12 protein-coding genes are annotated in these 14,020 nt (G+C 67.0%); 5 read left to right on the top strand and 7 right to left on the bottom strand.

The features are described 5' to 3' along the window. Positions 1–98 precede the first annotated feature (98 nt). On the bottom strand, positions 99–1,424 hold the full coding sequence (locus VB716_RS05780) for a chloride channel protein (RefSeq protein ID WP_197156069.1): 1,326 nt from the start codon (positions 1,422–1,424) through the stop codon (positions 99–101). Then, on the bottom strand, positions 1,424–3,358 hold the full coding sequence (gene recJ / locus VB716_RS05775; RefSeq protein ID WP_323269978.1) for a single-stranded-DNA-specific exonuclease RecJ: 1,935 nt from the start codon (positions 3,356–3,358) through the stop codon (positions 1,424–1,426). The genes VB716_RS05780 and recJ overlap by 1 nt, the downstream gene beginning before the upstream one ends. A gap of 55 nt (positions 3,359–3,413) precedes the next feature. On the opposite strand from recJ, the gene VB716_RS05770 reads away from it, so the two are divergent. Genes VB716_RS05770 through VB716_RS05760 form a run of 3 tightly spaced genes read left to right on the top strand, consistent with a single transcriptional unit; the run spans position 3,414 to position 5,628 of the window. Continuing rightward, positions 3,414–4,169, top strand: coding sequence for an HAD-IA family hydrolase (locus VB716_RS05770; RefSeq protein ID WP_322758668.1), 756 nt, complete (start codon positions 3,414–3,416; stop codon positions 4,167–4,169). A 14-nt stretch (positions 4,170–4,183) separates the two neighbouring features. Continuing rightward, positions 4,184–4,531, top strand: coding sequence for a DUF565 domain-containing protein (locus VB716_RS05765; RefSeq protein ID WP_197156073.1), 348 nt, complete (start codon positions 4,184–4,186; stop codon positions 4,529–4,531). Further along, positions 4,528–5,628 (top strand): hypothetical protein, encoded by a 1,101-nt coding sequence (locus VB716_RS05760; RefSeq protein WP_323269977.1) that lies wholly within the window; start codon positions 4,528–4,530, stop codon positions 5,626–5,628. The genes VB716_RS05765 and VB716_RS05760 overlap by 4 nt, the downstream gene beginning before the upstream one ends. On the opposite strand, the gene rpmF is transcribed toward VB716_RS05760, so the two are convergent. Beyond that, a complete protein-coding gene (gene rpmF, locus VB716_RS05755) occupies positions 5,592–5,768 on the bottom strand; it encodes a 50S ribosomal protein L32 (protein ID WP_197156077.1) in 177 nt (58 codons plus the stop codon). The two genes, VB716_RS05760 and rpmF, sit on opposite strands and share 37 nt — an antisense overlap. A gap of 268 nt (positions 5,769–6,036) precedes the next feature. Between rpmF and ftsH the strand changes: the two genes are divergently transcribed. Continuing rightward, positions 6,037–7,836, top strand: a complete 1,800-nt coding sequence (ftsH, locus tag VB716_RS05750; RefSeq protein WP_416238086.1) for an ATP-dependent zinc metalloprotease FtsH — start codon at positions 6,037–6,039, stop codon at positions 7,834–7,836. Positions 7,837–7,855: 19 nt separating this feature from the next. Here the strand turns inward: ftsH and VB716_RS05745 are convergent, their stop codons facing one another. From VB716_RS05745 to thrC, 4 genes are all read right to left on the bottom strand, one after another. Then, the gene (locus VB716_RS05745) at positions 7,856–8,239 is read right to left on the bottom strand and encodes a PAS domain S-box protein (protein ID WP_231597928.1); all 384 of its coding nucleotides are present in this window, start codon (positions 8,237–8,239) and stop codon (positions 7,856–7,858) included. Continuing rightward, the gene (locus VB716_RS05740; RefSeq protein WP_323269975.1) at positions 8,236–9,222 is read right to left on the bottom strand and encodes a cupin; all 987 of its coding nucleotides are present in this window, start codon (positions 9,220–9,222) and stop codon (positions 8,236–8,238) included. The genes VB716_RS05745 and VB716_RS05740 overlap by 4 nt, the downstream gene beginning before the upstream one ends. A gap of 105 nt (positions 9,223–9,327) precedes the next feature. Further along, positions 9,328–9,603, bottom strand: a complete 276-nt coding sequence (locus tag VB716_RS05735) for a MoaD/ThiS family protein (protein WP_197156080.1) — start codon at positions 9,601–9,603, stop codon at positions 9,328–9,330. Between the two features lie 38 nt (positions 9,604–9,641). Then, positions 9,642–10,940 carry a threonine synthase gene (gene thrC, locus VB716_RS05730; RefSeq protein WP_197156082.1) on the bottom strand — a complete coding sequence of 433 codons (1,299 nt, stop codon included), beginning with the start codon at positions 10,938–10,940 and terminating at the stop codon, positions 9,642–9,644. Between the two features lie 158 nt (positions 10,941–11,098). On the opposite strand from thrC, the gene VB716_RS05725 reads away from it, so the two are divergent. Beyond that, positions 11,099–13,945 (top strand): UPF0182 family protein, encoded by a 2,847-nt coding sequence (locus VB716_RS05725; protein WP_231597930.1) that lies wholly within the window; start codon positions 11,099–11,101, stop codon positions 13,943–13,945. The last annotated feature ends 75 nt before the right edge of the window (positions 13,946–14,020 follow it).

Below are 14,020 nucleotides of genomic sequence, written 5' to 3'. Positions count from 1 at the left end.
CGATTCCTGAGTCAGGATTCCTCCAAATCCAATTCTATGTGCCAGCAATGCCGCACACCGATGCAAGCGGTCTGGGCCTCAGACGATGCAACATCACTTCACGACGTAGCCTCGCTGCCTGCGTTCGAATTCGGCTGATCCAGGGCCGCCAGAGCGTGGTACACCGGCAATTTCAGCAACATCCGCCCTGCATAGGCCCCCAGGGCCCCTGCCAGCAGCAGGCCTGCCAGCAGCTGCTGATCTCCTGCCATGTGCAGGGCAAAGAGCATGCTCATCACCGGCAACTGGGTGGCGCCGGCCAGGGCCGCCACCATGCCAAGAGCCAGACCCACGTGAGGATCACCACCGAACCACTCGATCACCCCGGAGCCGAAGACGGCCCCCAGGGTGAAGGCCGGATCGATCAGGCCGCCTGGCACACCTGCCGCCAGCGGGATGATCGGGGCCACAATTCGCAGAACCAACAGCCCCAACCACCGCCAGCCGGTGGCAATGGGCTTCTGGTCATCGATCAGCAGGGTCATCAGGCGCTCGCCATCCCCGCCGCTGAGGCCGCCGCTGACCAGCAGCATCAGACTGACCAGAAGACCCAGCCCCAGCCCCCAGAGCCAGGGGTGGCGGAGCACCCGAACGCGCAGCTGTCGCGCTGTCGCCAGCAGCAGCGAGGCAAACGCCCCCCCCAGCAGTCCGGCTGACAGGCCAATCGGCACCGCCCAGAGCAGCAGTTCGGTCTCAGGGGTGGCATTGGCCACCACCCCAAGTCCGTAGAGCGGTTCGCCACCCCAATGGCTCATCAGGGCAGCGGTGGCACAGACCATCAAGCCCGGCCAGATCAGGGCCGACTGAAAGCGACCGGTGAGCTCCTCAGCCATGAACACCACCCCCATCAGGGGGCTGTTGAAGCCACCCGCCAAACCGGCTCCGGCAGCGATCGCCAATACGCCGCCAGGAACCAGCCCCCGCAGCAGCGCCGGGAAGCGACGGCGCAGGGCATGGGCCACACTGGCCCCCACCTGCACCACCGGGCCTTCCCGTCCCAGCGAGAACAGGGCGAGGCTGGCGACCGTCCAGAGCAGGGAGCGCCTCCAGGTGGGCGTGGCCGCCAGCAGCAGCTCCCGCCGCTCCGGATCGTGAAGGCTTTCCATCGTCTGGGGGATGCCCGATCCCCGCCCGTCCTTCCAGGGGCCCGCCTGCAGCACAAGCAGCAGGGGCATCACCACCAGCGGCACCAGCACCAGCGCCAGACTGGCGGCCGACCACGCCCCCCCGCCGAAACCGGGCATCCTCTCCAGCAGGCGATCCTGCCAGCGGTCCACCAGGTTCAGGGGCCAGCAGGCGGCCCCCACCATCAGGCCGAGAAATCCCAGGTCGATCAGATGGCGACCGAGATGCTGGATCTGGGCACGGGGGCTGGGGCGCACCATCAGGCCACCAGTCCCAGGGCCATCGAAGCCTCCTGCACCAGGGTGCGCAGGTACGGATGCTCGGGCCGGCTGCAGCCGCTATCCGCGTCGGTGAGGCGACCATCGGGGAGAGACAGCAGCTTCTCACCGGCGGCATTGCAGATCAGCACCGCCTCCCCCTGGCGGCGACATCGGTAGGTGCGATGGGCCCGTTGCAGCAGCACCTCCTCGGCACCGCTGGGTCGCAGGGCCACCAACTCCAGCTGCAGCCGTTCGGTCCCCTGCCAGCGGTTGTTGCGCAGCTGGAATGCCACGTCCACCCGCGGTGGCACCACAGCCTCGCCCTGCCAGCGCCAGGCGATTGCCCGCAGGGCCGCCTCCCCCTGGCGCAGTTCCAGCTCGAGATGGCCACCACGCAGCAACTTCTGGCTGCTCACCTGGCAGTCCGCAGCCCAGAACACCGGCGTGGCATGGCCGATCCCGAAGGGCTCGAGCCGCTGGAGCTGCCGCCAGAACGGCCGGTCGATCCGCTCCAGCCGCAGCAGCGCATCCGGCTCCACCACCGGGCCACCGACCTGGCCCCCCAGCCAGGCGGCGGCGAGGCCATCGAGCCGCTCATGCAGGGCCGCCACCCGTTCGGCCAGCACCGTGAACCCCCCGGCGGCGGGATGGCCGCCATGGCGCTCCAGCAGATCGGTGCACTCCTGCAGAGCCCTGTCCACGGCAAAACCACGCGGGGCCCGCACCGAGGCCCTCAAGCGGCCGTTTCCCTCGCCGGCCAGCAGGGCCACCGGCCGGCCATAGCGCTCCACCAGGCGCGAAGCGACGATGCCGATCACCCCGTGGTGCCAATGGCTCTGAGCGAGCAGCAGGAAGTGGCTGCGATGGGGGCCATCGGCGTCGACCAGGGCAATGGCCTCGGCCTCGATGGCGCCGCAGAGTTCGCGCCGCTGGCGGTTGAGGGCTTCACAGTCACGCGCCAGCTCCAGGGCGCGATCAGGGTCGTCGGTGGTGAGCAGCTCCACCACCAGCTCGGGATCGCCGAGGCGCCCCACCGCGTTGATCCGCGGAGCGAGCTGGAAGCCCACCACCTGCGCATCCACGGCATCGTCCTCCAGGCCCGCCACCCGCTGCAGGGCCTGCAGGCCGGCCAGGCGGCTGCGGCGCAGCTGGGGCAGGCCATCCAGCAACCAGCGCCGGTTCACCCCCAGCAGGGGCGCCATGTCGGCAATGGTGCCGATGCAGAACAGATCGCGGGCAGCGTCCAGGCCCTGGCGGCTGCCCATCTGCTGGCTGAGGGCCATGGCCAGCACGTAGGCGAGGCCCACCCCGGCCAGGCTGCGGAAGGGGGACTCGGGCGGCGTGCAGGCCGGATGGAGCAGGGCCAGGTAGGGCGGCCGCTGCTCAGGAATCGTGTGATGGTCGGTGAGGATCACCTCCACGGCCAGCTGGCGGGCGCGCTCAAGGGCCTCCGCGGCGGCGATGCCGTTGTCGACCGTCACCAGCAGGGCAATCCCTTCGCCGGCCAGCCGTTCGACCATGGCGGCATTGAGGCCGTAGCCATCGTCCTGCCGACTGGGGATGGCGGCCATCGGCCGGGCGCCCAGGCGCTGCAGCACCCCCACCAGCAGGGCCGTGCTGGTCATGCCATCGGCGTCGTAATCGCCGCAGATCGCTAACCGTTCACCCTCGCGACAGGCCTGCTCCAGCCGCTGCACCGCCACGGCCAGATCGGCGAAATGGGCATGGGGATCGGGGGCTGCCGGTGGATCGAGCAGGGCCTCGATCGCGGCGGCACTCTTCAGCCCGCGGCGACGCAACACCGCCAGCAGCTCGGCTGGCAATGCCTGGCCATCCAGCGAGGGCGTGAGATCGCCTGCGGGCAAGGGCGGCGGTAGCTGCCAGCGTTGCTCGGGATGCTCAGGGAGCAACGGTGCGCGGCGAAGGCTCCCCATTCTGCGGCGCTGCCGCAGGCCTGGCAGCCTGAGGTCAGACGTTGTCAACCTGCCGATGCCACTGGAGGCCTTGCTCTGGGATGTGGACGGCACCATCGCCGAAACCGAGCGCGACGGACACCGGCCGGCCTTCAACGCTGCCTTCGCCGAGGCGGGCCTGCCCTGGCACTGGGATGTGGACACCTACGGCCGCCTGTTGGCGATCAGCGGCGGCCACGAGCGGATCAGCGCCTTCCTCACCGAGGTGGAGGGCGTCGCACCGGACCCGGAACGGGTGCAGGCGCTGCAACGCCGCAAGCAACAGCACTACCGCTGCCTGCTGGGCGAGGGGCGGGTGGAGCTGCGACCCGGTGTGGTGCGGCTGATGCGGCAGGCGGCAGCAGCAGGGCTGGCCCAGGCGATCGTGACCACCAGCGGACGCGAGGCGGTGGCAGCTCTGATGAAGGCGCAGCTGCCTGAAGCGGTCAGCCTGTTACCCGTGTGGATCTGCGGAGGCGACGTGACCCGCAAGAAACCCGACCCCGAGGCCTATCGGCTCGGCTGCGAGCAGCTGGGGGCGACGCCCGGCCGTAGCATCGCCCTTGAGGATTCCGTCAACGGTCTGCGGGCCGCCTGCGGGGCGGGGCTTACCTGCCTGATCAGCCGCAGCGCCTTCAGCGCGGCCGAGCCGGCCCAGGCCTTCGCCAAGGCCGCCGCCGTGGTGGATCACCTTGGTGAGGCGGAGCATCCCAACCTGATCGAGCGGGGGCCGGCTTGCGTGCAGGGGCAGATCACGCTCTCCTATCTGCAATCGTTGCTGGATCCGGCCTGAAATCCGGCACGCCCATGACCCGCCTTCCCCTCAGCCAGACCCGCTGGCAACAGGCCCAGGACCGCTGGCTGCAGCAGCTGCGCGGTGCGGTGGCAGGAGGTTGGCGGGTGCGCAGCCTGGCCCTGCTGGCCCTGCTGATCGGCTTCTACCTGGGCCAGAACCTCACCTCCCTACTCCTGCTGAAGGCCCCAGGAGGGAGGCCCATGGTGGTGCTGGGTTGTGTGCTGGGGACCGAACTGCTGGTGCGGCTCCGCACCCGCTGGGTCCGGCAGGAGCCACCCCTGATCTGGGTTCTGGTTGACAACCTGCGGATGGGTGGGGTGTACGCCGTGGTGCTGGAGGCGTTCAAGCTGGGATCGTGAGTCGCGTCGTGACCGATACCGATTCCGCCGCCCCGCTCTGGCTATCGGAACCGGCCAGGATGTTTCCTGAACAGCCTTACAGAGACCTGCTGGCCATCGGCGGCGTCACTGAGCCGGTCAGCTGGGTTCAGAAGTGGAAGACCCAACTGGCGCACCTGAGCCCAGCGCCGACGGCCCATCCATCGCTCCTCTGGGGCGGCTGGCTGCCGCTGCTGGAACGCTGCCGCCAGCTGGTCGACAGCGGCGAACGCCATGTGCTCGGCCTGAATGGCCCGATCGGCGCCGGCAAGAGCACCCTGCTGGCCCTGATCACACGCCTCGCCCGGGAGCTGGACCTGCCGATCGCGGTGGCATCGATCGACGACCTCTATCTGCCTTGGACGGAGCGAAAGCAGGCCATGGCCGGCAATCCCTTCGGTGTGCTGCGCGGTCCACCCGGCAGCCACGATCCCGCCCTGGCCCAGGCTGCCATCGCCCAGTGGCGCCGGGGCGGAACGCTGGTGCTGCCCCGCTTTGATAAGCGGCTGCGGCAGGGGGAAGGGGATCGCTGTGGCCAGTGGCAAGGCGAACCGCAGCTGCTCCTGCTCGACGGCTGGCTCCTGGGCTGCCGGGAGATACCGGAAGCCACTCTTCAGGCCCTTCTTTCCAGCGAGAGCTACGCGGCCGAAAAAAGATTCGCAGGAACGCACAGCGCCACTGCTGATCGGCTGATCAGCCTCATCCCTACGGGGTTTAGTGCGGAGGAACAGGCCTGGCTGCCGATCTGGAATTGCCATCTCAAGAGCTATCAGCCCCTCTGGCAGGAGCTGAGTGCGCTATGGCAACTGCGCCCCCAGCGCTGGAGCCTGGCGCGGCGCTGGCGCTTTCAGGCCGAAGCCAGGCAACGCCGACTGAGTGGATCGGCTTTACCGATGGAGCGCCTGGAGGGGTTGGTGCGCTCCTGCCTCTACAGCCTGCCGCCCAACTGGTACCAGAACCTGTCCGCTGAAGCGGTGATCCTGCTGGACAGCAGACGCCGCTGCCTCTGGAGCGGGCCAGGCCCTCAGGCCGACCTCCATCCTCAGTCTGCGCTGGAGTCGTCGTCAGCAACGGGGTAGACGAAGCCCTGGGCACGGCCACTCAGCACGGCTTTGCCGATCGAAAGGGCCTTCTGGGCCGCCACAACAGCCTTGCCCTTCCAGGTGGCATGGCGCTGATTGCGCTTGCCCTTGGAGGTTTTCTTCTTGGGAACAGCCATCCCTGGGTTTCCTTAGCAGCCAAACAACGATCTTCCGTGGTCAACTTGCCTTTCGTCAAATCGCTAAGCTCGTCTTCAGAACGAAGATCCCGTGAGCGCCAGCCCTTCAACGGCCTCCCCGAACGGGGATCCCAAGTCCAAACCCATTGATGGTGCCGCTCCTGGTGCCGCCTCTCCCTCCTCCGGCGCAGAGGCTCCGGCGAAAGCCGCCGCAGATTCTTCTGTTGCTCCTTCGGCTGCTGGCACCAGTTCAGGCCGCCCTGCCGAGCTGAGCTACAGCCAGCTGCTCCGGGATCTGGACAAGGGCCTAGTGAAGGACCTGGAGCTGTCGCCACGTCAGCGGGAGGTGCGCGTCACCTTCCAGGACGGCCGCAAGGAGTCGGTGGCGGTGTTCAGCAACGACCAGATGTTGCTGCGCGCCGCGGAGGAGGCTCGCGTGCCGCTCACGGTGCGCGACGACCGCAAGGACGAGGCCGCGGCAGGCCTGCTGGGCAACGTGCTGCTGGTGGTGCTGCTGCTCACAGGGCTGAGTCTGCTGCTACGCCGCTCCGCCTCGGCGGCCAACAAGGCGATGGGCTTCGGCCGCAGCCAGCCGCGGCTTCAGGAGGACGGCACCGTGACGGTGCGGTTCGAAGATGTGGCCGGCATCGGCGAGGCCAAGGAGGAGTTGCAGGAGGTGGTGACCTTTCTGCAGTCACCGGAGCGCTTCACCAGCCTCGGTGCCAAGATCCCCAGAGGTGTTCTTCTGGTGGGCCCTCCCGGCACCGGCAAGACACTGCTGGCCAAGGCGATCGCCGGAGAAGCCGGTGTGCCGTTCTTCTCGATGGCGGCATCGGAATTCGTCGAATTGTTCGTGGGAGTCGGCGCCAGCCGGGTTCGCGATCTGTTCCGCAAAGCCAAGGCCAAGGCGCCCTGCATCATTTTCATTGACGAGATCGATGCGGTCGGACGCCAGCGCGGCGCCGGCATCGGTGGCGGCAATGACGAGCGCGAGCAGACGCTGAACCAGCTGCTCACCGAGATGGACGGCTTCGAGGAAAACTCCGGCGTGATTCTGTTGGCGGCCACCAACCGTCCGGATGTGCTGGATTCGGCCCTGATGCGGCCCGGCAGGTTCGATCGCCGCATCACTGTCGACCTGCCGGATCGACGCGGCCGCGAGGCCATCCTGGCGGTCCATGCCCGCAGCCGGCCCCTGGGTCCCGAGGTGAGCCTCGGGGTCTGGGCCAGCCGCACCCCAGGCTTTTCAGGTGCCGACCTGGCCAACCTGCTGAACGAGGCCGCGATCCTCACCGCCCGCAGACAGCAGACCGTTCTCGACGATGCCGCCCTCTCCGATGCGCTCGAGCGGATCACCATGGGGCTGACGGTGGCTCCCCTGCAGGACGGTGCCAAGAAACGCCTGATCGCTTACCACGAGGTGGGCCATGCCCTGCTCACCACGCTGGTGCCCCATGCCGACAAACTCGACAAGGTGACCCTGCTCCCTCGGGCTGGTGGTGTGGGCGGTTTTGCTCGCATGATGCCCGACGAGGACATCCTCGATTCCGGCCTGATCACCAAGGCCTATCTGCAGGCTCGCCTGGTGGTGGCCCTGGGCGGCAGAGCCGCTGAGCTTGTCGTGTTCGGGGCCAGCGAAGTGACCCAGGGTGCCAGTGGAGATCTGCTGCTGGTCAGCAGGATCTGCCGCGAAATGGTCACCCGCTATGGCTTCTCCAGCCTCGGGCCAGTGGCTCTGGAGGGTGATGGCGCCGAAGTGTTTCTGGGCCGTGATCTGATCCAAACCCGTCCGGGTTACGCCGATCGCACCGGCCGCGAGATTGACCTGCGGGTGCGCACGCTGGCCCAGGAAGCCCTCGATCAGGCGGTGTCTCTTCTGGAGACACGCCGCCCCCTGCTCGACGACCTGGTGGATCGCCTGGTGGAGGAAGAAACGCTGCAGGGTGAGGACTTCCGCCGGATCGTGGAGGCCTATGAATCCGCCGCCGCTTCAGCCGGTGCCGGCCAGCCATCGCCTGCAGTGGCCGAAGACATTGCAGCCTCGGTCTCTTCAGCCTGCCGGATCTGATCCGCCCTCACTGATCAGGTCAGCCCACGGTGGGCTCGGTGCCTTCAGGCAGGGGTGTGAGCGTGGCGCCGAAGCACCAGTAATCGCCTCGCTTTTCGGCCACGATGTAGTGCTCCGACACCACTTCGGCGCCGGAGCTGCAGACCGTGCGCAGACGCAGGGGATGGTTGAGCACCTTCGATTCTTCAGTGACCTGAAAGCGGGAAAAGCCAAGGTGATGGGACAGTTTGAAGGCATCCGGCAGGATCACACTGAGCGGCTTGGCGACCAGGTCGGCCTGATGCCAGCCATACACCTGTTCAAAACTGTCGTTCACTTCCAGGATCAGACCCTGGTGATCGGCCAAGATGAAGGGATGCCCGGTGTGCCGCAGCTGCTCAATGCTGGTCAGAGTGTCGTTCAAGGAGCGGAAAAGCGGATGTCAAGGCTGCGCAGGTAAGTGTGCAGGGCGGCGTCCTGGATCGGCAGAAGCAGGGCGTCTTCGCCACTCTCGTTGATGTGACCGTGCCAGTGGCCCGGCGGGGTCACGAAGGCTGCCCCGGGCTCCCACTCCATGCGCAGGGGATTGCGGATCGTGCCATCAGCATTGAGCTCGGGCCCAGAGAGGGTGGCACAGCCCGGTGCGCAGGCGATCACCAGGTCGAGGGCCACCGACTGGTGGCGGTGGGGGGGCTGGATGGCCCCGGCCGGTACCAACCCATACATGGCCCAGAGGGTGTGGGTGACGGTGCGGCTCCTGGGCAGATCGCTGTTGGCCAGAAGCAGGCTGAGGCGGTTGCTGCGGGCGCTGCTGGGGTCGGCCGCCAGGGCCGCCAACTCCCGCCGCAGCCACTCGCCTGGGTAGTGGGTGGGCTCGAAGCGGGGCTGATCGGCGCTCACCCCCAGGTGGTTGAGCAGGGGCTCGTCATGGACCCAGTAGAGAACGCTCTCCTCCTGGGCCTCCAGCTGGGCCGCCTCACCGCACGGAAGCACGAAGAGATCCCCCTGGCTCCAGGGCTGATTGAACGGACCGCCGTAGGCACCGGCCGGCCGCAGGCAATGGCCGGCCCCACGCCAGACATAAAACAGGAAGCTGGTGGCATTGGCCCCGGCGCTGATTGTTTCACCCGCCAGGATGCGGATGAAGTTGGCACTCAGGGCAGGACTGGTGGCCGGACCCCGACAACCCAGTTCGTCGCTGAGATCGAGGGGAAGGATGGCGCTTGGGCCGTTGGCGTGCAGCTCAGGCCCCCAGCGCCCCTCCGGGATCGGCTCGGTCAGGCCGCGCCGCACCGGATTGGCGGCCTGGCGGTAGTCAAAGAGCTGGGCCTTGCCCGCCGCCGCCATCGACAGGGCGGCGCTCTGATCCGGCTTCAGTGCCATGGGGGCATCGGGAGCTTGGGTCATGGATCCAGCTGCACGGAAGATGCGCTGAGCCTATGGACAATCCCTGCCCCATTGAGTGCTGGCAGGCACAGCTGGGCGCGGAAAACCATGGGCCTCCCCTCCTGGTCAGCCGCCGGCTACGGCGGGCACGATGCTGACTTCGTCGCCGTCTTTGAGTGGGGTGGCCTGGTTGTCAAGGAAGCGGATGTCCTCGCTGTTGACGTAGACGTTCAGAAAACGGCGCAACTTGCCGTTCTCGTCACACAGACGGGCCAGGATCCCGGGGAAATGGCCTTCGAGGGCCTGAAGCAACTCGTCGACACTGGTGGCGTCCACATCAACGCTGGCGGCGTTGCTGGTGAACTTCTGCAGGGGGGTGGGGATCAGAACCTGAATCGCCATGGAGGAAAGAAAGAAGAAACAGAGCGAAGAACGAGCGATCAGCCGATCGTGTCCCAGTCGGCCCGGTGCAGGGCCTGGGCCCGCTCCCAGGCACTGTTGAAGCTGTCGAGCTGGGCTTCGATCAGGAAGGGTTCACCGATGGCGGAGGCAATGGCTTCGGTGGTCTTGAGGCCATTGCCGGTGATGTAGGCCACGGTGGTTTCGTTGGGGTCGATCTTGCCCTGCTCCACCAGCTTCTTGAGCACGGCGATGGTGGTGCCTCCGGCGGTCTCGGTGAACACGCCCTCAGTTTCTGCCAGCAGCTTGATGCCCTCGACGATCTCCTCGTCGTTGACCGCGGCGATGCTGCCACCGGTCCTGTTGGCGATGTCGATGGCATAGGGACCATCGGCGGGGTTACCGATGGCAATCGACTTGGCGATGGTGTTGGGCTTGACCGGGGTGATGAAGTCGCGGCCTTCGGCGAAGGCCTGGGCGATCGGGGAGCAGCCTTCAGCCTGGGCGCCGCTGAAGCGCACCGGCTTCTCATCCACCAGGCCTACCTTGATGAATTCATCAAAGCCCTTGCGGATCTTGGTGAACAGGGAACCAGAGGCCAGGGGCGCCACGATGTGGTCGGGCAGTTGCCAACCGAGCTGTTCGATCACCTCGTAGCCGAGGGTCTTGGAACCTTCGGAGTAATAGGGGCGCAGATTGATGTTCACAAACCCCCAGCCATAGGTGTTGGCCACCTCGGAGCAGAGGCGGTTCACCTGGTCGTAGTTGCCCTTCACCGCCATCAGGGTGGGGTTGTAGATCAGGGTGCCGAGCACTTTGCCCAGCTCCAGATCACTGGGGATGAACACACAGCATTCCAGGCCGGCATGGGCGGCGATGGCGGCGGTGGAATTGGCCAGGTTGCCGGTGCTGGCACAGCTCACCGTGGTGAAGCCCAGTTCGCGGGCCCGGGTGAGCGCCACCGACACCACCCGATCCTTGAACGAGAGCGTCGGCATGTTGACACCGTCGTTCTTGATGTAGAGATTCTTGAGACCGAGCCGGCGGGCCAGACGGTTGGCCTTGAGCAGGGGCGTGAAGCCGGTGCCGACATCGATCGGGTCGCCTTGGATCGGCAGAAACTCACGATAGCGCCAGATCGAGGTGGGGCCGGCCTCGATCGTGGCGCGGCTGACGCGGGCGCGAATCGCGTCGTAGTCGTACACCACTTCCAGCGGCCCGAAGCAGACGTCTTCGCAGACATGACGGGCGGTGGCCTCATAGGCGTGGCCGCATTCCTTGCAGCGCAGCCCCGTGAAGGTGGGCCCCGTCAGGGTGGAGCGGGAGAGGGTGACCGTCACGGCTACGACTGAAGCTCAACAGAGGCTATCAGCGGTTTCGAGCAGCCTGCACCAATCCCGACTTTGAGAGTCGGGATTTCAATCGTGACGTTGGCTGTCGCGCTGCTGGTGCTGGCTGCAACGCGCCTGCCTACGCTCAATCAGCGATCCGCGTGCCCATGACAACGCCGCGGCTGTCCGGCCTCTCCCTTCCCCAGCGCCTGCTGCTCTCTCTGGTGGTGGGGATGATGGGCGTGCTGCTGCTCTGGAGCTCAGCGCGCCTCTGGATCGAGTGGCAGTGGTTCGCCCAGTTCGGTTTCAGCGGCGTGCTTCTGCTGCGCTGGACCCTGCAGCTGGCAGGGCTCGGGGTGGGTCTGGCCCTGGCACTGGGGCTGCAGCTCTGGCTGCGGCATCTCTGGCGTCTGCCGCGCCTCGCTCCGGAGCGCCACACCCTGCCGCCCCTGGCCTATGGCGGCGTTCTGACCCTGCTGGCCGGGCTGCAGGTGGTGGCCCTGACCATTGCGCTGTGGCTGGCCCGGCGGTTGCTGCTGGCCCCGTTCGATCCCAGCCGCCTGCATGGCCTGATCGCCCTGGAGGGGCCACCCTCCCTGCCCATGCTGCTGGCGAGCGCCCTGGTCCTGCTGGCTCTGCTGATCCGGCCGATGGCAACGGCGCGGCTGGTGGCGGGTGTGCTGGGTGCCGCGGGAGCCATGGCCCTGGCTCGAGGCTGGAGCCTCTGGAGCGTGGCCCTGGTGGCCCGCGATGCGGGGATCACCGAACCCTTGCTCGGGGCCGACATCAGCTTCGCCCTGCTGCGTTTCCCCGCACTCGCCTTTCTGCTCACCCTGCTGAGCTGTCTGCTGATCGGAGGACTGGCCTGCGGACTCTGGGGTGTGCTGGCCCGGCCACCCCAGCTCAGCGATGGCCGTTTCGCCGGCTTCACCCCCCCCCAGCTGCTGGCCCTGCGCGCCCCCCTGGCGGCCCTGTCCCTTTTGGCCGCCGCCGCCTTCTGGCTGGGACGCCACCAGCTCCTGCTCAGCACCGTGGGCAGCGTGCCCGGAGCTGGCTGGTTCGATGTGCACGTCTCCTTACCCCTGCGCACCCTCGCTGCCCTGCTGGCGTTGACGCTGGCGGTGGTGATCCTGGTGCCCCTGCCGCGGCGGGGCCTGCGGGGGGCCGCCATCGGCTGCACGGCTCTCGCCCTGGCGGCCACGCCACTGGTGGAGGCCCTGCTGCTGCCGCTGGTTCAGCTGTTGGTGGTCAAGCCGCGGGAGCTCGAGCGGGAGACCCCCTACCTGGAGCGCTCGATCCGAGCGACCCGCCATGCCTTTCAGCTGGATCGGATCTCCAGTCGCAATGTCAACCCACGCGACCGGCTGACCCGCGCCGATGTCGAGCAGGGTCAGGCCACCCTGCGCAACATCCGCCTCTGGGACAGCCAGCCCCTGCTGGCCACCAACCGCCAGCTGCAGCAGCTCCGTGTCTACTACCGCTTCTCCGAGCCGGCCGTCGATCGCTACGCACTGCGCCACAGCCAGGGGAGCGGGCGGCAACAGGTGATCATCACGCCACGGGAAATGGATCAGGCGGCCCTGCCCACGGCGGCGCGCACCTGGCTCAACCGCCATCTGGTCTTCACCCACGGCAATGGCTTCACGGTGTCGCCGGTGAACACCAGCGGTCCGGATGGACTGCCTGAATTCTTCATCAGTGATCTGGGCGCTTCCACCCGAGTGCAGGGCAGTCGTCAACTGGGGATCAGCGCCGCAGCCGTGAAGGCCGGCATCCCGATCGGCCGGCCGGCGCTCTACTTCGGCGCCCTCAGCTCCCCCTATGCCCTGGCTCCGTCGAAGGTGGAGGAGTTCGATTACCCCCAGGGAGACGACAACTTCTATTCGCGGTACAGCGGCACCGCCGGCGTACCGATCGGCCATCCCTGGCAGCGGCTGGCGGCATCGCTTTACCTGAGCGAACCGAAACTGCTCAGCCAGGGGGCTCTGACCAGCTCGACCCGCCTGCTGCTGCGCCGCGAGGTGCGTGAACGACTTCGCACCCTGGCGCCGTTTCTCCGCTTCGAGAATGAGCCCTATCTGGTTTCAGTCCAACTCAGGCAGGATGGCCACTTCCCCCGCGCGCAGCATCAGTACTGGATCGTGGATGCGTTCACCACCAGCCGCACCTATCCCTACAGCGCCGCCGTGCCAGGCGACCCGGACATCCGCTATCTGCGCAATTCCGTCAAGGCCGTGGTCGATGCCTACAACGGCTCCGTGCAGCTGTATGTGAGTGAGCCCACTGACCCGATCATCGCCAGCTGGAGGCGTCTGTTCCCGGGGTTGTTTCAACCCCTCTGGAAGATGCCCGACGTTTTGCAGGCCCATATCCGCTATCCCCTGCGCCAGTTTGAGTTACAGACGACCCAGTTGCTGCGCTATCACGTGACCGATCCCCGCGTGTTCTACAGCGGCGACGACGTCTGGCAGGTGCCGATGGAGCTCTACGGCAACAGTCAGGTGCCGGTGAAGCCTTATCACATCAGCGGCCAGGTGGCTGGCCGGCAACAACCTGAATTCCTGCTGCTGCAGCCCCTCACCCCCCTGGCACGCCCCAACCTGGCGGGCTGGCTTGCGGCACGCAGCGATGCTCCCCACTACGGTGAACTGGTGCTGCTGCGCTTCCCCAGCCAGACACCGATCTTCGGGCCAGAGCAGATTCAGGCCCTGATCAATCAGAATCCCAGGATCAGTCAGCAGTTCGGTCTCTGGGATCGAGCTGGTTCCCAGGTGATCCAGGGAAATCTGCTGGTGATGCCGGTTGGCGAGGCGCTGCTCTATGTCGAGCCGGTGTATCTCAAGGCGCGCAACGGCGGTCTGCCCACCTTGACGCGGGTGGTGGTGAGCGACGGTACTCGCATCGCCATGGAGGAGACCCTGGAGAAAGGGATTGAGGCCCTCCTCGATCCGCGTCGTTCCAACCTGGCGACCCAAGCGAGTCCTTCACCTCAGGCACCGATAGCTGATCCTTAGCCAGAGCGGCATGCATCCATGAAAAAAGGGGAGCTTATGCTCCCCTGGACCGATTCAATGTGGCCTGCTTGTCGA

Origin of the sequence: Synechococcus sp. CCY9201 (assembly GCF_034931105.1) — a bacterium.
Classification (GTDB): domain Bacteria; phylum Cyanobacteriota; class Cyanobacteriia; order PCC-6307; family Cyanobiaceae; genus CBW1002.
This window is presented reverse-complemented; position numbering and strand designations above follow the sequence as displayed.

What these genes read in the sequence shown, in the direction of transcription:
- VB716_RS05780 (WP_197156069.1), bottom strand. Translation starts at nt 1,424, where the DNA reads ATGGTGCGCCCCAGCCCCCGTGCCCAGATCCAGCATCTCGGTCGCCAT.
- recJ (WP_323269978.1), bottom strand. Translation starts at nt 3,358, where the DNA reads ATGGGGAGCCTTCGCCGCGCACCGTTGCTCCCTGAGCATCCCGAGCAA.
- VB716_RS05770 (WP_322758668.1), top strand. Translation starts at nt 3,414, where the DNA reads ATGCCACTGGAGGCCTTGCTCTGGGATGTGGACGGCACCATCGCCGAA.
- VB716_RS05765 (WP_197156073.1), top strand. Translation starts at nt 4,184, where the DNA reads ATGACCCGCCTTCCCCTCAGCCAGACCCGCTGGCAACAGGCCCAGGAC.
- rpmF (WP_197156077.1), bottom strand. Translation starts at nt 5,768, where the DNA reads ATGGCTGTTCCCAAGAAGAAAACCTCCAAGGGCAAGCGCAATCAGCGC.
- VB716_RS05740 (WP_323269975.1), bottom strand. Translation starts at nt 9,222, where the DNA reads ATGACCCAAGCTCCCGATGCCCCCATGGCACTGAAGCCGGATCAGAGC.
- VB716_RS05735 (WP_197156080.1), bottom strand. Translation starts at nt 9,603, where the DNA reads ATGGCGATTCAGGTTCTGATCCCCACCCCCCTGCAGAAGTTCACCAGC.
- VB716_RS05725 (WP_231597930.1), top strand. Translation starts at nt 11,099, where the DNA reads ATGACAACGCCGCGGCTGTCCGGCCTCTCCCTTCCCCAGCGCCTGCTG.